General features: G+C 37.4%; 17 protein-coding genes. 11 read left to right on the plus strand and 6 right to left on the minus strand.

Going from position 1 to position 19142, the window contains the following annotated elements:
• The first annotated feature begins 33 nt into the window (after positions 1 to 33).
• Positions 34 to 732 carry a magnesium protoporphyrin IX methyltransferase gene (gene bchM / locus A5482_RS06255; protein ID WP_069791596.1) on the plus strand — a complete coding sequence of 233 codons (699 nt, stop codon included), beginning with the start codon at positions 34 to 36 and terminating at the stop codon, positions 730 to 732.
• 191 nt (positions 733 to 923) lie between these two features.
• Here the strand turns inward: bchM and A5482_RS06260 are convergent, their stop codons facing one another.
• Positions 924 to 2000 (minus strand): Gfo/Idh/MocA family protein, encoded by a 1077-nt coding sequence (locus A5482_RS06260; RefSeq protein ID WP_069791597.1) that lies wholly within the window; start codon positions 1998 to 2000, stop codon positions 924 to 926.
• A 120-nt stretch (positions 2001 to 2120) separates the two neighbouring features.
• A complete protein-coding gene (locus A5482_RS06265; RefSeq protein WP_069791598.1) occupies positions 2121 to 2813 on the minus strand; it encodes a GDSL-type esterase/lipase family protein in 693 nt (230 codons plus the stop codon).
• A gap of 72 nt (positions 2814 to 2885) precedes the next feature.
• Here A5482_RS06265 and A5482_RS06270 point away from each other — a divergent pair, with 72 nt between their 5' ends.
• The 5 genes from A5482_RS06270 (at position 2886) to A5482_RS06290 (ending at position 7614) form a co-directional block, all read left to right on the plus strand.
• Positions 2886 to 3314, plus strand: coding sequence for a thiol-disulfide oxidoreductase DCC family protein (locus tag A5482_RS06270; RefSeq protein ID WP_069791599.1), 429 nt, complete (start codon positions 2886 to 2888; stop codon positions 3312 to 3314).
• A gap of 189 nt (positions 3315 to 3503) precedes the next feature.
• Positions 3504 to 3827, plus strand: coding sequence for a phasin family protein (locus tag A5482_RS06275; RefSeq protein WP_069791600.1), 324 nt, complete (start codon positions 3504 to 3506; stop codon positions 3825 to 3827).
• A 425-nt stretch (positions 3828 to 4252) separates the two neighbouring features.
• A complete protein-coding gene (locus tag A5482_RS06280; RefSeq protein ID WP_069791601.1) occupies positions 4253 to 5701 on the plus strand; it encodes a DUF2808 domain-containing protein in 1449 nt (482 codons plus the stop codon).
• Positions 5702 to 5771: 70 nt separating this feature from the next.
• Entirely contained in the window at positions 5772 to 6320 is a 549-nt protein-coding gene (locus A5482_RS06285; RefSeq protein WP_069791602.1) for an FKBP-type peptidyl-prolyl cis-trans isomerase, read from the plus strand.
• A gap of 100 nt (positions 6321 to 6420) precedes the next feature.
• Complete coding sequence (locus A5482_RS06290; protein WP_201150097.1) at positions 6421 to 7614, plus strand: DUF4336 domain-containing protein; 1194 nt, start codon at positions 6421 to 6423, stop codon at positions 7612 to 7614.
• A gap of 110 nt (positions 7615 to 7724) precedes the next feature.
• On the opposite strand, the gene tpiA is transcribed toward A5482_RS06290, so the two are convergent.
• From tpiA to A5482_RS06305, 3 genes are all read right to left on the minus strand, one after another.
• Positions 7725 to 8450: a triose-phosphate isomerase gene (gene tpiA, locus A5482_RS06295; protein WP_069791604.1), complete on the minus strand. Its 726-nt coding sequence runs from the start codon at positions 8448 to 8450 to the stop codon at positions 7725 to 7727.
• Between the two features lie 356 nt (positions 8451 to 8806).
• The gene (cydB, locus tag A5482_RS06300; RefSeq protein WP_069791605.1) at positions 8807 to 9808 is read right to left on the minus strand and encodes a cytochrome d ubiquinol oxidase subunit II; all 1002 of its coding nucleotides are present in this window, start codon (positions 9806 to 9808) and stop codon (positions 8807 to 8809) included.
• Positions 9809 to 9895: 87 nt separating this feature from the next.
• Complete coding sequence (locus A5482_RS06305) at positions 9896 to 11332, minus strand: cytochrome ubiquinol oxidase subunit I (RefSeq protein WP_069791606.1); 1437 nt, start codon at positions 11330 to 11332, stop codon at positions 9896 to 9898.
• Between the two features lie 239 nt (positions 11333 to 11571).
• On the opposite strand from A5482_RS06305, the gene A5482_RS06310 reads away from it, so the two are divergent.
• From A5482_RS06310 to A5482_RS06320, 3 genes are all read left to right on the plus strand, one after another.
• Positions 11572 to 12660, plus strand: coding sequence for a mechanosensitive ion channel family protein (locus A5482_RS06310; protein ID WP_069791607.1), 1089 nt, complete (start codon positions 11572 to 11574; stop codon positions 12658 to 12660).
• 14 nt (positions 12661 to 12674) lie between these two features.
• Entirely contained in the window at positions 12675 to 13793 is a 1119-nt protein-coding gene (locus A5482_RS06315) for a mechanosensitive ion channel family protein (protein WP_069791608.1), read from the plus strand.
• Between the two features lie 369 nt (positions 13794 to 14162).
• Entirely contained in the window at positions 14163 to 15137 is a 975-nt protein-coding gene (locus A5482_RS06320; RefSeq protein WP_242412010.1) for a hypothetical protein, read from the plus strand.
• A 185-nt stretch (positions 15138 to 15322) separates the two neighbouring features.
• On the opposite strand, the gene A5482_RS06325 is transcribed toward A5482_RS06320, so the two are convergent.
• Positions 15323 to 15679 (minus strand): iron-sulfur cluster assembly accessory protein, encoded by a 357-nt coding sequence (locus A5482_RS06325; protein ID WP_069791672.1) that lies wholly within the window; start codon positions 15677 to 15679, stop codon positions 15323 to 15325.
• A 427-nt stretch (positions 15680 to 16106) separates the two neighbouring features.
• Here A5482_RS06325 and A5482_RS06330 point away from each other — a divergent pair, with 427 nt between their 5' ends.
• Together A5482_RS06330 and A5482_RS06335 are read left to right on the plus strand one after the other, a co-directional pair.
• Positions 16107 to 16643, plus strand: a complete 537-nt coding sequence (locus A5482_RS06330) for a late competence development ComFB family protein (RefSeq protein WP_069791609.1) — start codon at positions 16107 to 16109, stop codon at positions 16641 to 16643.
• Positions 16644 to 16646: 3 nt separating this feature from the next.
• A complete protein-coding gene (locus A5482_RS06335) occupies positions 16647 to 18983 on the plus strand; it encodes a heavy metal translocating P-type ATPase (RefSeq protein WP_069791610.1) in 2337 nt (778 codons plus the stop codon).
• Positions 18984 to 19142 lie beyond the last annotated feature (159 nt).

The raw sequence follows: 19142 nt of genomic DNA on the forward strand, positions 1-19142 counted from the left end.
CCACAGAAATAGTTAAAAACCTCAGTAATTACCATGACAACCACAATAAAAAACAAGATTGATGATAAAAGTGTCGTCAAAGAATATTTTAATGCCACAGGATTTGAGCGTTGGCGTAATATTTATGGCAACGGTACAGTAAATAAAGTACAACTAGATATTAGACAAGGACATCAACAAACCATTGAAAAAGTAGTGAAGTGGTTGCAAGATGACGGTAATCTTTCTCAACTATCCATTTGTGATGCTGGTTGTGGAGTGGGTAGTTTAACCATTCCCCTCGCCCAAGAAGGGGCAACAATTTTCGCCAGTGATATATCTGCCAAAATGGTAGGAGAAGCCGCCGAAAAAATCAAACAAGTAATGACAAATCCCCGTAACATCAGATTAGGGGTACAGGATTTAGAGTCTATTAGGGGAGAATATGACACCGTTATATGTTTGGATGTATTAATTCATTATCCCACCGAAGATGCCGCCCAAATGATTAGCCATCTTGCTTCCTTGGCAAAATCTCGACTAATTCTGAGTTTTGCACCTAAGACTCCCTTTTTAACTATTTTAAAGAAAATTGGTGAATTTTTTCCAGGTCCTAGTAAAACTACTAGGGCTTATCAGCATAAAGAAGAAGATATTGTTAGAATCCTTGTCGATAATGGCTTTAAAATCAAACGTAAAGATATGACTAGCACTAATTTTTACTATTCTCGTCTTTTAGAAGCCGTAAGATAGTTTAGGTGTTAACAGTTAACAACTAATATTTTAGGGATTGTTGAATTTAGATATAAGTTTCAGTTTAGGTGAGGAATTAGTAACAAAGAATAGGTAATGGTAATAATAAAAATGGGATGTTTATTAATAATATTTCATACATAATTAAGCAATTCCCTATTTTTTGCCTATCATTTCTCAGCGCACTTTAATTAGTGGGGGCTAACTACAACTCCCCCATTAATATCTTCTAAGTTAACAGAGAAATCTTGCCAAACTTTACCGTCAAGGGCTAACTGCTCAATATAACTAGCTAAACGCAACGCTTTAAGGGCTTGTTCGCCTCCGACAGAGGGTTGATTACCCCCCCTAACACAACTGGCAAAATGTTCTAATTCTGCATGGAGAGGCTCAATATTGCTAGTATAAACTTTTTCGATTAAACCATCTTGGCGATAAAGAATTTGTCCGTAATCGGTGGTGTAGTTGGCGGTGGTTTGACGGTGGATTAAAATTTCGTTGTTGAGAAAATCAGCCTCGGTTAAACTTTTGCGACAGTGGGCAGTAATACGGCGAATTTTACGGTGGGTTACTTTACTGGCGGTGACGGTGGCAACAATGCCATTAGCAAAGTTTAGGGTAGCGGTGACATAGTCTAAATATTGGGATTCAGCAGCGCGGCTACCTGTGGCGCTTAATTTGGTTACGGGCGCCCCTGCTAATTCGAGAAATAAATCTAAGTCATGAATCATCAAGTCAAGTACCACAGAAACATCATTTGCCCTATCAGAATAAGGGCTCATGCGATGGGCTTCGAGGGCGAGGAGATTTTCTGTTTTCAGAATTTTACTCAATTCCTGAAAAGCGGGGTTAAAACGTTCGATATGCCCTACTTGGAGGATACAATTAGCTTCAGCGGCAGCATTAACCAGGGATTCTGCTTCTTCGATACTAGCAGCGATGGGTTTTTCCATCAATACATGAACTCCTGCCCTAAAGCAGTCTAAACCTACTTGGTGATGTAATCTGGTGGGGGCAGCGATACATACTGCATCTACATGGGGTAACATTTCGAGGTAGTTGTCAAAAAAACGGGCTCGATATTTACTGGCAATATCTAAACCTCTTTCTACGTTGACATCAGCAATGCCGACTAATTCTACATCTTTGAGGAGACTTAAGACACGGGTATGATGTTGCCCCATATTACCTACCCCAATCACGCCAATTCTCAAGGGATTGTTATGTTGGCGAGGGCTAGGAATATTTTCTAGTCTTTGATATTTCATTTTGTTACTCCTCAACACCAGATTTTTTTACTTTATTTCTTTTTAAATTTACCTCAGATACTATCACAGTTACCTTTGTTTTTTGGAATATTTTTTTGATGAAGGCTAAAGTGTAGGCTTTTAACTCGGGTATTTTTCTATCATTAATTGTAAGGGTTGCCACTGGATGATGTCTTGATATATTGATTGATAACCTTGTACATTAGGATGCAATCCGTCTTCACAAAGATGGTTTTTTATCCAGTTTTCTCCTCTACTTGTCCATAAGTCAAAGGTATCGAGATATGGAATATTAAGAGCTTCACAGGCTTGTTTAGTGGCTTCTTTGTAGCGATATTGATCTCGACGATTATAATAAAAGCAGTCTGAGAAGGGCATTTTTTCTTCGTTGACGGGTATCATGCCAATGAAGAAAACTGGGCAAAGTTGTTGGGCTTGGTTTAACAATTCTTCAATGTCTTGGCAGAATTTATCGTAATCGGTGAGGTTTTTTCCTGCTTTGCGTCCTAGTCTGGGGGAGTCGTTGACACCTACGGAGATGATTATTCTATCGGGGTAACGGTTTCTTAATTCCCCACGATATTTATATTCTAGGGCGAGTCTTTCTTTTACTTGGGAAGTGCGATCGCCCCTAATACCCAAATTATATAATACATGTTCTTTTTCACCATATATCCAACGACGCTTTAAACGCTCAACCCATCCTCCCCCTTCCCTATCACCATAACCATAAATCAAACTATCACCAATGGCAATGACTTTTAGAGGTTGGGGTTTAAATTGAATTGTTTGACGAGTACCGAATGTTTGCATTGATAATCTGATTTTTTTTTAGTTACCATGATTTTACTACCAATTTACAAATCTTAATAAGATTATCTAGCCATGTCAAATAATAATTCTTCCTACGAAATCAAACTTCTTTACGATGGAGAATGCCCTTTTTGTGTCAAAGAAGTAAATTTTCTCAAGAAAAAAGACAATGGTAGGGGAAAAGTTGCTTTTGTCGATATTTCCTCCCCTGACTATTCCCCCGAAGCAAATCAAAATATAGACTACGCTACGGCTATGGGAAAAATTCACGCCATCCTAGCCGATGGCACCATCATCACCAATGTAGAAGTATTTCGTAGAGTTTATGAAATATTGGGCATGGGGTGGATATACGCCATTACCAAAATACCAGTTATCGGTTGGTTAGCTGATCAAATTTACGGCATCTGGGCAAAATATCGTCTCCAGTTATCTGGGCGCCCTAACCTCGCAAAAGTAATCAGAGAAAAAGATAAAGCATTTTGTAGTGTTAACAAATAATCTATTTAAAGTTTGGTGAATGAGCAAGGGAAAATAAAATTTCCACCGCAAATGACAAACTGCTATTTTTAGAGATTATTTTCGATTTTCCATGGAGAAATTTAGATGAATTAATTAAAGTTTTAATTCTCCTGTGGCTAAATGTAATAATTGAAGGATAACAAAATTAAATTTTACTGTAAATAAATTATGGATAATAACGATTGGCTAAAACAATTATTAATGATTGGTGTCGGCACCACTTCTCTGGCTGCAGAAAAAATTAAGGAAGTAAGCGATCAATGGGTCAAGGATGGTAAGATAAACCCAGATCAGGCTAAGGGCATTGTGGATGATATGATGCAACAAATGCAGTCAGAATCTGGTAATTTTCAAGCTCAAATGGAGCGTCAATTGCGTAATATGTTACAAGATTTAGGAGTACCTAGACAGTCTGAAATGGATGAGTTAAGGGGAAGAATTGATCGTCTTGAGCGTCAAATTCGAGATTTAGAAAATAAATATTGGCGCTAAATAACATTAAGTAATGGAAGAGTGATAATAAAATTTGAATTGATATTTTCTTTATCATTTTGTAGGAACATCCCATTTTTAACTTCTAAAATTTTAGAGGCAAGGGGTGGAAACCCCTTGTTGAGTAATAAAAAATTATTAATTTGACGTCTTTGTCTGTAATTGTTTAGTTATAGAGAGGTTTGGATTTATTCAGGAGATTTTGCTCCTGATGTTATTTCTGAATCAATTTGCTCCTACTTAAACTCATTTAAGTCCTTTGTGTCAGAGAATTTAGAAGTATAGAGATATTTTCTATTTTTTGGAATGTTAATTTATACTACATAATTAACAAATAAATTGTTATTTTTATTTATTAGCTATTATTATAAAAAGTGAGCTAGTTTATATAAACTTATCGCCACAAATGAAGTGGGATAAAAGTTATGGTTAAATCTAAGTATCACCCCCATCCCATAAGAACATTATTAACGATCGCCTTTTTACTCCCTTTTTTTCCTGTAAAAGCAAATGTAGAACATGAAGCTCAAGTAGTTAGTCAGGAATATTTAGAGGTAGGAAAATCTAACGATAATTTAATAGCTCAAAGACAAGAGAGACAAAAAAAAGTAGCCTTAATCATTGGCAATGCGCAATATGAACACGCTGCAGTATTACGTAACCCTCTCAATGATGCCCATGACATGGCACAGAAGTTGGAAGATTTAGGTTTTGAGGTGATTCTAGTAACTGATAGTAGTCTTAGGGCTATGAATGAAGCTCTGGAAAGATTTTATAATCAGCTAAGTGAAGGCGCCACAGCATTATTTTATTTTGCAGGTCATGGCATCCAATATAATGGGGAAAATTACCTCATTCCTGTAAATGCCCAGCTGACTAGAACCAGTGAAATTGACTATGAAACCCTTGCCCTAGGAAGGGTTTTAGGAACGATGCAAGAGGCGGGTAGTGATGTAAATATAGTAATTTTAGATGCTTGTCGTGATAACCCTTTTGCCCGTAATTTTCGCTCTATTATTCCCCGTGGTTTGGCACCCATCCAAATCAGCCCCGCTGGACTTTTTATTGCTTTTGCCACAGGCCCTGGAAATGTAGCGGAGGATGGCGTTGGGCGTAATGGCACTTTTACCGCCGCAGTTCTCAATAACTTGGATAATGAGAATCAAAATTTAGACACCATGTTTAGTCAGGTAAGATTGGAAGTTTCTCAAGAAACAAACAGCCGTCAAATACCTTGGACTACTTCTTCTGTGGTGGGTGATTTTTACTTGAATGATAATAATGGTAATGTTTCTACTGTGGCAACAACCAATAACCTTTCGACAGCCAATAATCGGGTAGAAAGTCAAAATAGCCAAAGTCGAGATGGAAGTTTGCCCCCAGAAAATGATTTTTCTACTCAGATTCAGACTTTAAGGGCGACAAGTAATGGTTTTACACAATCTCCCCCTAGTTTAATAGATTTTAGTACCCCCCATAACACTATCCGCCATCCTAGTCCTACTTACTATGTCACTTTGGATATTCCTGAGCAGTCTTCTCCTCCTTTGGGTAAAGTAACCATCGAGCAACAGCAGGGAGTGGAAAATATTAATTTTGATTTAGCAAAAACTGAGGTATTCTTGGGTAGTAGAGGCGATCGCCAAGAGTCTGTACCCGTTAAAGTGTTCAAAGAAGAAAATTCCAATTTAATCGAAATTCAGTTTGAATCTCCCATAAGAGCAAACAATCAAGTAACTATAGCCCTAAAACCCTACCGAAATCCTAGTTTTACGGGAATATTCCAATTTAGAACCCATGCCTTCCCTGTGGGTAATGATGCCATAGGGTTAAGTTTGGGCATCGGACGATTGCACTTTTATCGCCGTAATTAAAGTTATTCCATAGACATTTGCTCGTTAATCATAGACAATTAAAAATGACTTCAAAGACATTTAATAAAAAATGAAACCGATTGTCATTAGCTTAGGCATTATTTTCGTATGTGCTGGAATGTTAATTTTCTCTGTGATTTTTAACAATAACCCCAGTGCGGTGGCATCAACTACCACCCAAGAAATTCAGGCAGAGTCAGCCACTTTGGTGGCCGATGCAAGTAAACTTATGAAAACAGGAAATATGGAAATCGATTTATCTAACGCACAAACTTCTTCTACGGGTTTAATCTCCGTACAAACCGAGGCAGGGGAAGGAGAATCTCCCACTAGGGGGCAAAAAGTAACCGTCCATTACACTGGTTATTTATCAGAGGAAGGTTACAAAAGAGGTAAAAAATTTGATAGCTCAAAAGATAGAAACCAACCTTTTACCTTTACCATAGGAGTAGGGCAGGTAATTAAAGGATGGGATGAAGGAGTTGCTAATATGAAAATTGGTGACAAAACTACTCTTATTATTCCCCCAGATTTAGGTTATGGGGCTAGGGGCGCTGGTGGTGTCATTCCTCCTAATGCTACTCTTATTTTTGATGTGGAATTATTAGGAATTAATTAAGTAACTATACTTATTTATTTAACAAGGGGTTTAAACCCCTTGCCTCGAAAGTACGAATACCATAGACAAATAAAAAATAAATATTTAATTGTCCATTAACGTGAGTATTAATAGTAATAAAGAGCAAAAATGGGGCTGGTGGTTTTTATTACCTCTCTATCCTTATAATCGCAGGGCAACCATCAGAAAGGAAGTATTAAAGGATAAAATTTGGATATTTGAGCAACCCCATGGGTTATTGTATGCGGTGGTGCCTATTCGCATGACAGTAGTTAAGTTGGAGGAGGGAGGTTTATTAGTATATTGCCCCATCGCCCCTACCCAAGAATGTGTAAGATTGGTCAAAGAATTAGAATCTATCCATGGCAATATTAAATATATTATCCACTCTACGAGTTCAGGATTAGAACATAAAATATTTGTACCACCCTTTGCCCGTCGCTTCCCCTACGCCGAGATTTATTGTGTGCCAAGTCAATGGACTTTCCCTTTTCGTTTACCATTATCTTGGGTGGGTTTTCCTATTAATAGAACAAAATTTTTACCCCTCGATTGGCGAGAATCTCCCTTTGCCAAGGAGTTTGAATATCATATCCTTGATATTGATTTAACTCAAGGCTCTTTTTCTGAGGTTGCCATGTATCATAAATCATCTCGTACCCTATTGGTGACGGATACGGTTATATCTATTCCCGAAAAACCTCCCGAAATTGTCCAATTAAACCCCTTCCCTTTGTTGTTTCATGCCCGTGAAACGGCCCTTGATGATTTGCCTGACAATGAATTTAACCGTCTTAAGGGGTGGCAAAGAGTTTGTCTATTTGCCCTTTATTTTCGCCCTAGCATGATTGATACGGTGGGTTTAAAAGAGTTAATTATCAATGCTATAAATGCGCCTAATCGTAGTCGTCGTAATTATTTTGGTATTTTTCCTTTCCGTTGGTTATCGGGGTGGCAAATTTCTTTCCTTGCCATTCGGAATCGTCTCCTTGTTGCCCCTATCCTTGAAAGTTTAATCTTACCCCAAGCCTCAAAAAAGGTTTTAAATTGGGCAAATTTGGTATCTTTATGGAATTTTGAGCAGATTATTCCAGCGCACTTTGATGCGCCCATAAAGTCTAATTCCCTTGAGTTTAAAAAGGCTTTTACTTTTATTGATAAAGATAGCACTAACCCTTATTTATTATATCCTAGTGGCGATCGCCAAATATACCTCAAAGACGCTAACTTTATTCAAATTTTAGAAAAAAATCTCGTTAAACTAGGCATCGCTAAACACCCCAAGGATGATTAGTAAAAAATAGATATAGACAATGGACAATTGTTTAAAATGATCATTAATCAAATTAAACCACTGCCTATTGCCCACCCTAATGACAAATCATACCTAAAATTAGCAACGACTTATTGATAATTAACCAATCGGGCAAAACTATCCGCCTTGAGACTAGCGCCACCCACTAAAGCCCCATCAATGTCAGATTGTGCCATAATTTCATCAACATTTCCAGGATTTACCGAGCCCCCATACTGAATAGTTACATCCTTATTGGTTAACTGCCCACGAATCAAACCGATAACCCGATTGGCTTCCGTTGCCTCGCAAGTATCCCCAGTACCGATCGCCCATATAGGCTCATATGCTATAACTAAATTATCCTGATCAACATCTACTAAACCTTTTTTAAGTTGGTCAAAAATTACTTGCTCGGTTTCCCCCGCATCTCTCTGGGCTTTACTTTCACCCACACAAAGAATAGGAGTTAAACCGTGACTTTGTGCCGCCAATAATCTTTTATTGACAGTGTCATCAGTTTCTCCAAAATATTGGCGACGCTCACTATGACCTACAATAACGTAATTTAAACCAATTTCTGTTAACATAGCTCCAGAAACTTCCCCTGTGAAAGCCCCTTCCTCTGCCCAGTGGATATTTTGCGCCCCCAGTTTAACTCGGCTACCATGTAAATTTTTTGACATAAAATTTAAACTGGTGAAAGGTACACATAAAACTACCTCTCTTTTTTCGGGGGTATCTTCTAAGTGAGGTAAAAAACCTTGTAAAAACTCTAAAGATTCTCTCTGAGTTTTGTGCATTTTCCAGTTACCAGCAATAATAATTCTACGCACTTTTTCTCCTATACTTTTATACTTTAATTCAGTTAGTTAATTAAAATTATTAATCTTTTTTTGGCGAAAATTTTTAATAATCCATGGGTGAAAAAACCTCTGGATTATATGAGACAAGATAAATAACAACGGTTAGTTATAGTTTTGCACACAAAAACATTAACCAACTGTATCGTAGTACAATATATCGATTGTTTACCCTCTGTCAATGGCAGAATTGATTCATTATTCAATTTTCTGGTTAGGGCGGGGAATCGGAAATGGTGAATAGGCAATAGTTATGGTTATTGTTGGGTTTTGTAACCAACTCGATTATCTTCCACAGCCAGTTACCTAACACCTAATACCTCAAATATTTATTCTGCGGTAACTTTGCCACGGAAAACAAAGTAATTATAAACATTATAAAACAACATAATTGGTATTAAAAAGCCGATGAATATTAGCATAAATACCAATGAGCTAGGGGAGGCAGCTGCTTGATATATGGTAATACTTGGAGGGATAATGTAGGGAAATACAACTAATGCTAAACCTACAAAGGTTAATAAAAAGATTAAAATAGTGAGAATAAAAGGTGTTCTTTCCTGTTTTTTATTCAGGCTGATAAACAAGAGAATCACTAAACCTAATCCGATAATAGGGATAGCACTAAAGATGTAAATAAATGGTTCTTCAAATAGTCTATTTCGTGCAAAAATAGAGAAAATGGGAGTTACTGTGGTAATGGCGATCGCACCGAGTAACGTAGTAATAGAAGCAAGTTTAGCGGTTTTATAATGGGTTTCTTGTAGAGTATCAGAAGTTTTCATAATAAGATAACAAGAGCCAATTAAAACATAACCCTGAATCAAAGTTAAGGCAATTATAATACTACGCCAGTTAAACCAATCCCAAGTTGAGCCAATAAAATGCCCCGTTTCGTCCACATGAATTCCTTCAATTACCCCTGCTAGGGCAAAACCTTGTCCGATAGTAGCCACCAAACTACCAACCCCAAAGGCTACATTCCAAAAAAACTTGTTGTCAGAATTTTCCCTAAATTCAAACGCCACCGTGCGAAAAACCAACCCGATTACCATAATCATAATCGGGATATAAAGAGAGCTTAAAATGGTGGCATAGGCAAGGGGAAAAGCACCAAATAAGCTACCCCCCATCAAAATCAACCAAGTGGCATTGGCATCCCATACATTACTTAAACTCGTCATTAATATACCCCTCCTCTCCTCCGTAGAAGAAGTCAGGGAAAGGATACCCACCCCCAAATCAAAGCCATCCAACATCACATACATAAATAGAAATAACGCCAAAATGGCAAACCACACTAGGGGCAATAAATAATCTAATGATTCCATTACAAAACTTCCTCTTAATTGACAATAAATAGTTAATTACCTAACACCCAAAACCTTTACGGACGTAACATAGTACGTCCGCACCACCTAATTAATGGGGCGACTGTTGGGAATATGGGTAGCAGGATTAACTTCCAAAGGAGTTTCTTCTTCTTTTTTCCCGGGTAATGGTAAATCAAAATTAGGTCCTTTTCTAATGATGCGACTGCCAAAATAAAGGGCAGAAAAGAAAAGTAAGGTATAGATAATTAAAAAGATGCTTAGGGAAGTTAAAACATTACTTGATGGTATATTAGAAACCGCATCCGCCGTGCGAATTTGTCCATAAACAACCCAAGGTTGCCTACCCACACAGCGCACTATCCACCCCGACTCTACCGCCAGATAACCCGTGGGGGCGCTGAATATCCATGCCCACAGGAGTAGTTTTTGGTTTGCCAAATTTTCGGGGGTAAATTTGCCCCTCAGCCATTGAATAACGGATACTCCCATGATGCCCACAAACACAAAGGCAATACCGCTCATGAGACGAAAGGCATAATATACTAAACCTACCATGGAGGGACGATCTTCTGGTTTCCATTCTTTTAAGCCCAATACAGGCTCACTGAGACGGGGCTTAAATTCAAGGATATAACTCAGAGCATTAGGCACTTTGATTTCCCAGTTATTACTTTCCATTTTATTATTAGGGGAAGCCAATAGACTCCAATCCGCTTTTTCTCCTGCGGGTACGGTATCCCACAACGCTTCCATGGCGGCTAATTTGGTGGGTTGGTAGTGATATACTTGCTCGGCGCTTAGATGCCCTACATAGACTTGTAAGGGGGTAATGGCGATCGCCAGTAGCAACACAATTTTAAGGGAGCGAGTGAAAAAAGCCTGATGACGTTTTTTGAGTAAATACCAAGCACTAATACCGCCAATCACAAACAAAGAAGTTTCGAGGGTAGCCAAAAACATATGGGAAACACTCTTTACCATAAAAGGATTTAACATCCCCTCAAAATAATTGCTTACTACAAATTTCCCCTCCACAAATTCCCCTCCTGCGGGGGTTTGCATCCAAGAGTTAGCAATCAAAATCCAAAAAGTAGAAAGGTTTGCCCCAAAAGCCACCAAAATAGTAGCCATGTAGTGAATAACAGGGTTTACCCTTTCCCAACCAAATAGCATGATGCCCAAGAAACCAGCCTCCAACATAAATGCCATGGTGGCTTCAAAACCGAGAATACTACCAAAAAAATCTCCCACCGACTCCGAAAAAGGCGCCCAGTTAGTGCCGAATTGAAAAGCCATAGGTGAGCCAGAAGCTACGCCAATACCGAAGTTTAGCACATATAACTTAGCCCAAAAACGAGCATGATAGTAGTAGTCTGGATTTTTAGTTTTTAGCCATAATCCTTCCACAATTACAAGATAGATAGCCATGCCCGTGGTTAATACAGGCCATAACATATGAAATATTGCCGTAAATGCAAATTGCATTCTTGATAAAACTAGGGTGTCTGAAAGAAAATCCATGATAAAAAATAAGGAGGAATTAAATTTCTTTTCATTCTAATCATTATTTTCCTTTGACTAACTGTCTTTTTTACTTCAAACGCAATACATTTTTTTGTTAATCTTTTCTTAATTTATTGATTGTCAAATATATGTTAGTTATTTTTCAATCTACCCATATCCTAGATAGACTGTTATTGTAAATTGTGATAATAGTTAATATTAATCTTACCTTTGATTGAAGGACAACTTAAAATAACATGGTAGAAACTTTTTTAAAAGCAGATCCAGCCCTACAAATAGGGGTAATAGTTACAGTTATCGTAGCAATATTTGCTATTACTATTTATTTACAAAAATTAGGCAACTTCATTAGTGGCAAATTTATTAGTTCTGATGATCATAGTTTTTACGCAGATGTCATTAAACCAGATTTAAATTTAGTTATACTGCTATGGTTCTTAGGATTATTAGATATATATATATTGGTAAATGAAGAGCCTAAAATAATTGAAGTTAGTGAAATTTTCCTTAGTTTAGCAATATCTTTTTTAACCATTGGCTTAATCACTAGATGGTTTAGAATTTTATTTGATAAATATCTCCTTACTGCCGCCCTGAAAACTGACAAAAAAATTAATAGTGAATTTTTAATAGTTGGTAAATTTGTTGCTAATGCCGTCATTATCTTACTAATAATTTTTATTTTTTCTCAAGTTCATAGTATTAATTTATTTGGTCTTTTAGCTAGTTTAGGTATTGGAGGATTAGCGATCGCCTTTGCGGCACAAAAAACCCTAGAGCAAGTATTAGGAGGCATCGTAATCTACTTAGATAGACCATTTAGCATCGACGATTATATCGGATTACCTGACGGGGTATTTGGTAAAGTAGAGTCCATAGGACTAAGATCCACTAAAATAAGACTATCAGGAAAAGGAACATTAATGATTATTCCCAATAGTTCATTAACCCAAGCAAATATAGAAAATTATACAGGGGCAAAGAAAATTATTTCTCTAGTTTATTTCACATTTAATACATCTTTAGACGAAGATGAAAGGGCATTAATTAGACAAATAATTATTGAGAGTACAAAGGATGTTTTCGGCATCGATCCTAGAAATACAGGAGTTAAATTTGAAGAAGTAAATCAAGGCAAAAATAAATTTTTGACCCAAGCCCAAGTGAGTTTTTTCCTGCTTGGCTCAGAAAGAGTTTCTATGGATTTACGCAGTCAATTATTAGATATTGCCAAAGAAAATATTACCATACAACTAAAAAATTATGGTATTGACTTTACCATCGAAGACGAAACCATCAATGTAGATTCTCCCATTACTATTTAGTCACAATTTTAAGAATGGAAAATATTATTAACACTATCGAATTTTTACAACAACAAGAAGGTTATCAAATTTTTGCAAACTTTATTTACGAATTTGGTTTTTTTCTTTTTTTCTTATTAATATCCTTTTTTGTGGGTAGATACACCCCATTTTATGTAAAGCTAATTATTTCTAAATTTTCTCAAAAACCATTAAACGAATTTTATCAGGGCATCATCGATCCTCTGCAAAATATTTTTCGCTTAGCAGGAACATTAATTTTATGGTCATTATCTCTCAATTTTATTCGTAATTACGAAGGATTATATAATTTACTAGAATTTATCATTGATTTAAGTTTAATTATAATTATCGCTTGGTTAGCATCCCGTTTATTTCGGCAAATAATCATTATCTATGGCATCAACCTAATTCAAAAATTGGGTAAAGAAGTTGATGAGTTATTGTTAGTAATGGAAACCATTGTTAACGTCTTAATCGGTTTTATCGCCGCCCTTGCCTTTGCCCGAAGATTGGACATTAATCTTGTGGGTTTGTTAGCCAGTGTGGGTTTGGGGGGTGTTGCGATCGCATTTGCCGCCCAAAAAACCCTTGAACAACTTTTGGGTACTTGTGTAATATATTTAGACCGTCCTTTTATCGTCGGAGAATATATCAGGCTTAATAGTGGATTATATGGCAGAGTAGAATCCATCGGCTTAAGGTCAACAAAAATTAGGCTACCAGGTAAAGGTACCCTAATGATACTACCTAATTCTATGATGGCGAATATTGAAATCGAAAACGTCACAAGGGGCAAAAAAGTAATGGTATTACTCTATCTCGACTTTGTCAAAACCCTCGAAGATAGCGAAGAAGCCCTAGTACAAGATGTGGTCAAAAAATGTACTAATGCTCTATTTGGAATCGATCCTGATAGTACCAGAGTATCGTTATTTATTCCAGAAAATCAACAACAAACTAGAGCTAGGGTAACATTTTTTATTCTCGGTTCCAATGAAAGTTCCATTAAACTCAGAAAAAGATTATTAGAATTAGCCAACGATAATATCTCTCAACAACTTACTACCCATGGTATAAATTTCGCCATGCAAGAGCCTACCATTTATGTTGATTCTCCCGTTACTTTATAAATTAGTTATTTTTTCAATCTCATGAACAAAATCTAGGTAAATGGTAAAAGGTGCAATCTTTTTTAAATAATAAAACCTGTAAAGTTCACAGGATTATCAATGATTAATATTTTCATAATATATAACTTTATGGCATAGGTTATAAGCATAAATATTATGAAGAAAGCATCTATTTTATTGATAGTATATTTTGCAATCAAATAACTAAAATAAAATAGCTATTTACTAATATAAATTAGCCTATAAAAAATTAAATTAGATATTTTTGTACTAGATTGTCAAGGATTAAAAAAGATGTATAATGTAATGCCCGGCTATAAAATGTATTAGGGGCTTACCGTTAATACAAATTCACTAATCAATTCACCAATGAATCAGATCACCGACCGAAAGGCGATCCCGATAAGCTCTGCCATAGTGAGCAAACCTAAGGGAAGTCGTCCGAATTCCTTCTGCAAAAAAAACAATCTAAATTATATACAAGAATCTGCGATCGCCCTGCTTTATAGTTGTGGAGAAGAAGATAAAAATGAGTTATTTTGGGAGAATATATCAGAGCCTTATCGATCAATTTTAGAAGATTGTTACCTAGTAGCAGAAGATAGAAAATTTACAAAATTAAATAAAATTACTAATAATATTAAATATGACAAATTAAACTATATTAAATTAGGAGTTCAACTATATCAGGTCAAATATTATCACCTATATAAAGAAGCCTACCAATCCTTCAAACAATACTGTGAGCAAGAGATTCATTATCCTGTGTGGAGAGCTAATAAAATTATCAAAGCCTCCAAAGTTGCCATTCAGCTAATTAAATATGGATTCAGGATCATACCACAAAATGAAGCCCAAGCACGTCCTTTAGTAAAGCTAACAGAAGAAGAATTATACGAAAAATGGCAGGAAGTTTTAGATACTTACCCATTCCATAATATTACTGCAAACAAAATTAAAAAAATAATTTATGGAGATAACACTCCTGAAAAAGGAACTTTAAAATTACCATTATCAATATTAGAAGAAATTGAAGGTAAAGCCCTAGAAAACGGAATGTCCGTAGGAGAGTTATTAACCAAAGTAATTAGAGGAGAAGTAACCATTAATAACGATGGAAGTATCTATAGCCCCCTCAAAGAAGAAGAAAAAATAGAAAAAATTCACCCCCAAATTATGGAAAAATGGGAAGAAGATTTAGAAAATATATCCCTCAAAGAAGATAAGATTGATCATTTTGCAGAAGACTTAGCAGAAGAAATTGACAACACCGCCAAAGACTTTAAATCCGTAATTAAGAAATGCTTTTTTAGAGCTTTTTTACAACCCTTATTAGGGCAATAAAATTTATTAGTAAAAATAGGAAAATGTCACAAAAAAAGATCCCTTGCTCAGCATAGAGAGCAGGGGATTTTTAGATTATGATTCAGTATAAGAACTCAACTTATAAAACAGATCAAATCTTTTGAGTATGCCAAGGGAAATTTAACTGATTATTTAATTTATTTATCCCTTAGCAATAACAGAAATTAGGTAGAAAAAGACTTACCACAACCACAAGTTTGGTTAGCATTGGGGTTGGTAAATTGGAAACCGCCCCCAATCATCGCATCGCTATAATCTAACATCATTCCATAAAGGTATAAAAGACTTTTGCGATCGCACACTATTTTAAAACCTTCATAATCAAACACATCATCATGTTCAGTAACATTATTAATATTTTCAAAATCCATCATGTAGGACATGCCAGAACAGCCACCCTGTCTAACTCCTACCCTCAAACATAAATCCTCATTACCCTGTTGCTGTTTCAGTTTTAAGACGTGTTCGAGAGCCTTGTGGCTCAATTGGATACCTTGATTAGAAATAGTTGATGTTGCCATAAACTCTTGATCCCTTAGCTCTTTGTTATACACTCTATTCTACATGGTGTCCCCAATAAGCAACAATTTCCTATCACAAAAAATTATCAATTTGCTACCCCAAAGCAATACCAACTAAAGAGCGATAAAAGAAAAGAAGATAACCCGTGACGATCAAATATTTTGCCCCATGAAGACGAGTTTAAGTTAAAATTTTAGTATAGCTCTTAAGCAATGTAACCCTAGGCAAAAAATGGCAAAAACTAAGCCAAATTCAAAGATAAGTCTATGGTGTTAGGTGGTAGGGTATTTCCCCCACAGTGTCACAGAGAAATTAAACCTAGTAAAAAGTTTACTTTGGAAAAGTTTTCCCTCCGTGAAAAAAAGTCCCTAGCATCGGTGCCAAGGGAATTGTTAAAATATTTGCTTTCATAAAATTAAAATCTCGATGAATATTAATAAAATTGTTGAACAAGCCCTCGAAAGTGGCTATCTAACCCCCACCATGGAAGCAGAAGTAGGAAGATTGTGCGAAACCTCTGCGGAATTATCCAACGATGAATATTTAGCCCTAGATAAACTCATGGGGGCATTATTGACAGGGGAAGTAGTAGCAATGCCTAGAAAACAATTTATTAACGTCATGGAAGAGTTGGTAGTAAGTGAGGTAATTTCGAGGGTAGCCGAAATAGAAACCACCAGTAACCGCCTCCTAGATGTGGGAGACATTGCCGCCTATGCCCTCAACCGTCTTCCTCCCCTTTATGCCACCACCGAAGAGGGCGCCAGTTTTCAACGGGATAGAGCAAAAACAGAATTAACAGCTATTATCAATAATCAAGTAGAACAAGCAATCTCATTATACCTAGAGCGCCCCAACTTCCATCCCGAAAGACAAGCCCTCAACAAAGGCTCTCAATCTAATAATGTATTTGAGCAAGTTACGAAATTATTACAATCTCAAGCACCTAATTACGAATCATAATTAATGATAACCGTTGCCTCCCCCCAAACCACCGAAGAATATAAAACCCCTAGGGATACCCTTACCCTTGATGTACAAGGTATGAAGTGCGCTGGTTGTGTCAAGGCAGTGGAAAGACAAATTAACCAATATCCAGGGGTAGTTTCTGCCACGGTAAATTTAATTACTGCCGTTGCCCTAGTAGAGTATAACCAAGGGCAAATTGAGCCAAATAATCTGGCCCAAAAACTTACTTTAGGGGGTTTTCCCAGTGAGGTGAGGACATCCATTGATGAGCAAGATTGGCAACAGATAAAGGAAAAACAACAGCAAACAGAAGAAAGACTACAAATATTTCAGTTGGCTAGTGCGGTAATTCTGTTAATTTTTTCTACCATCGGACATCTACATCATTTTGGTATCAGTTATCTACATCCCCTCACTAATATTTGGTTTCACTGGGGTTTAGCCACCCTCGCATTGATGATTCCGGGCAGGGAAATTATTTTAAACGGTTGGCAAGGGTTGTGGCATCGTCAACCCAACATGAATAGTTTAATCGGTATCGGCACGGTGTCGGCTTATCTGGCTAGTTGTGTGGCTTTGGTTTTTCCCAATCTAGGCTGGGAGTGCTTTTTTGATGAGCCTGTGATGTTACTTGGTTTTATTTTCTTGGGGCGGGTGTTGGAAAGTAGAGCAAGAAATAAAGCCTCGGAAGCCCTTTCGGGGTTACTCAGTTTACGTCCCCCATGGGCAAGGATTATCGGTAAGAGGCAAGATAATCAGGATGAGGGGTTAAAGATTCCTTCGAGTCAGGTGAAGCCCCAAGAGTGGGTAAGGGTATTGGAAGGGGAACAATTTCCTGTGGATGGTTACATGGTAAGGGGTGAAACCACCGTGGATGAGTCTATGTTGACGGGGGAATCGGTGCCTGTGTATAAGTCGCAGGGGGATGGTATCTGTGCAGGGACGATTAATTTGGGGGGCATGGTGGTGGTGGAAACTACCCAGTCAGGCTCAAAAACTATTCTTAGCCAAATTATTTCTATGGTGGAGGAAGCCCAAACCAGAAAAGCCCCTGTACAAAAATTGGCGGATACGGTGTCAGGGTACTTTGCCTATGGTATCATGGCGATCGCCCTTACAACTTTTAGTTTTTGGTATGGTTGGGGTACAAAAAATTGGTCTTATCTGTTAGAGGATTTAGACACCTCCGCCCTGATTCTCAGCCTCAAACTAGCCATTGATGTGCTGGTGATAGCCTGTCCTTGCGCCCTTGGTTTAGCCACCCCCACGGCGATTTTAGTGGGTACTGGGGTAGGCGCCCAGCAGGGGTTATTGATTAAGGGGGGAGATGTGCTAGAACAAGCCCAAAACCTTGATATGATTGTCTTTGATAAAACAGGCACCCTCACCGAAGGGCATCTACAGCTTACGGACATCATCAATTTTAGCGAAGGGAAATTTTCTGACTCCCAACTGTTACAAATGGCTTCTAGTTTAGAAATTGCCTCCAATCATCCCCTCGCCCAAGCCCTTTTACGGGAAGCAAAAAAACAAGAGTTGGAATTTTTAACCACTAACAACATTCATAATTATCCCAGTCGAGGCATTCAGGGAAGGGTTGATGGACAAAAAGAATTTTATTGTGGTAGTGAATCATGGTTAGAGGAGGAAGGTATTTATTTAGATACCACCATCAAACAGCAGTCTATCCAACTGCAGGATGAGGGTAAAACCGTCATTTATTTGGCACAGGAAAACGCCCCCCTTGCCCTTTTTGCCCTGGCGGATACCCTACGCCCCCTCGCCCAACAAACCATTGCCGAAATTAAAGCCATGGGTTTAGATGTAATTTTACTCAGTGGCGACCAAAAAAATGTGGTCAGGGCGATCGCCTCTAGCCTAAGCATAAATACTTATTATGGTGGAGTACGTCCCCAAGAAAAAGGACAATTAATTAGGGAATTAAAAGAAAAATACCCCCACAAAACCATCGCCATGGTAGGAGATGGGGTTAACGATGCCCCCGCCATGACAGAAGCCGATTTTGCGATCGCCATGCCCCAAGGCTCAGAAATAGCCATCAAAACAGCCTCCGTAGTCTTAACCAGAAACAAACTCACCGATATTATCACCGCCATCAAACTGAGTAAAAAAACCCTCAGTAAAATCAAACAAAATCTTTTTTGGGCATTAAGTTATAATTTAATTACCATACCCATTGCCGCTGGAGTACTTTTACCAACCTATAAAGTATTACTCAATCCAGCCACCGCAGGGGCATTCATGGCCTTAAGTTCCATTATCGTAGTCACCAACTCCCTACAGCTCAAAAAATGGACAGTTGATAGCAAATAAAGGATAATATAAGTGGCTATGGATTACACAACGCTTTTTTTATCAATAGGTTAATGTTTATCCTTCCCACAAAGCATTTTATTGTATGCCCATTGGCGTTAAATCACACACAAATCAATGATTGAATATCATTAGCACAATAATCACTAAAAAATCAGA

It is taken from the genome of Cyanobacterium sp. IPPAS B-1200 (assembly GCF_001747005.2).
Lineage (GTDB): Bacteria > Cyanobacteriota > Cyanobacteriia > Cyanobacteriales > Cyanobacteriaceae > Cyanobacterium.

Bases quoted from the DNA above. Each gene is read 5' to 3' on its own strand.
- A5482_RS06335 (WP_069791610.1), top strand. From the start codon at position 16,647: ATGATAACCGTTGCCTCCCCCCAAACCACCGAAGAATATAAAACCCCT.
- A5482_RS06305 (WP_069791606.1), bottom strand. From the start codon at position 11,332: ATGGATTTTCTTTCAGACACCCTAGTTTTATCAAGAATGCAATTTGCA.
- A5482_RS06330 (WP_069791609.1), top strand. From the start codon at position 16,107: ATGAATATTAATAAAATTGTTGAACAAGCCCTCGAAAGTGGCTATCTA.
- A5482_RS06275 (WP_069791600.1), top strand. From the start codon at position 3,504: ATGGATAATAACGATTGGCTAAAACAATTATTAATGATTGGTGTCGGC.
- A5482_RS06270 (WP_069791599.1), top strand. From the start codon at position 2,886: ATGTCAAATAATAATTCTTCCTACGAAATCAAACTTCTTTACGATGGA.
- A5482_RS06285 (WP_069791602.1), top strand. From the start codon at position 5,772: ATGAAACCGATTGTCATTAGCTTAGGCATTATTTTCGTATGTGCTGGA.
- bchM (WP_069791596.1), top strand. From the start codon at position 34: ATGACAACCACAATAAAAAACAAGATTGATGATAAAAGTGTCGTCAAA.
- A5482_RS06320 (WP_242412010.1), top strand. From the start codon at position 14,163: ATGAATCAGATCACCGACCGAAAGGCGATCCCGATAAGCTCTGCCATA.
- A5482_RS06265 (WP_069791598.1), bottom strand. From the start codon at position 2,813: ATGCAAACATTCGGTACTCGTCAAACAATTCAATTTAAACCCCAACCT.
- cydB (WP_069791605.1), bottom strand. From the start codon at position 9,808: ATGGAATCATTAGATTATTTATTGCCCCTAGTGTGGTTTGCCATTTTG.
- A5482_RS06310 (WP_069791607.1), top strand. From the start codon at position 11,572: ATGGTAGAAACTTTTTTAAAAGCAGATCCAGCCCTACAAATAGGGGTA.
- A5482_RS06315 (WP_069791608.1), top strand. From the start codon at position 12,675: ATGGAAAATATTATTAACACTATCGAATTTTTACAACAACAAGAAGGT.
- A5482_RS06325 (WP_069791672.1), bottom strand. From the start codon at position 15,679: ATGGCAACATCAACTATTTCTAATCAAGGTATCCAATTGAGCCACAAG.
- A5482_RS06260 (WP_069791597.1), bottom strand. From the start codon at position 2,000: ATGAAATATCAAAGACTAGAAAATATTCCTAGCCCTCGCCAACATAAC.
- A5482_RS06280 (WP_069791601.1), top strand. From the start codon at position 4,253: ATGGTTAAATCTAAGTATCACCCCCATCCCATAAGAACATTATTAACG.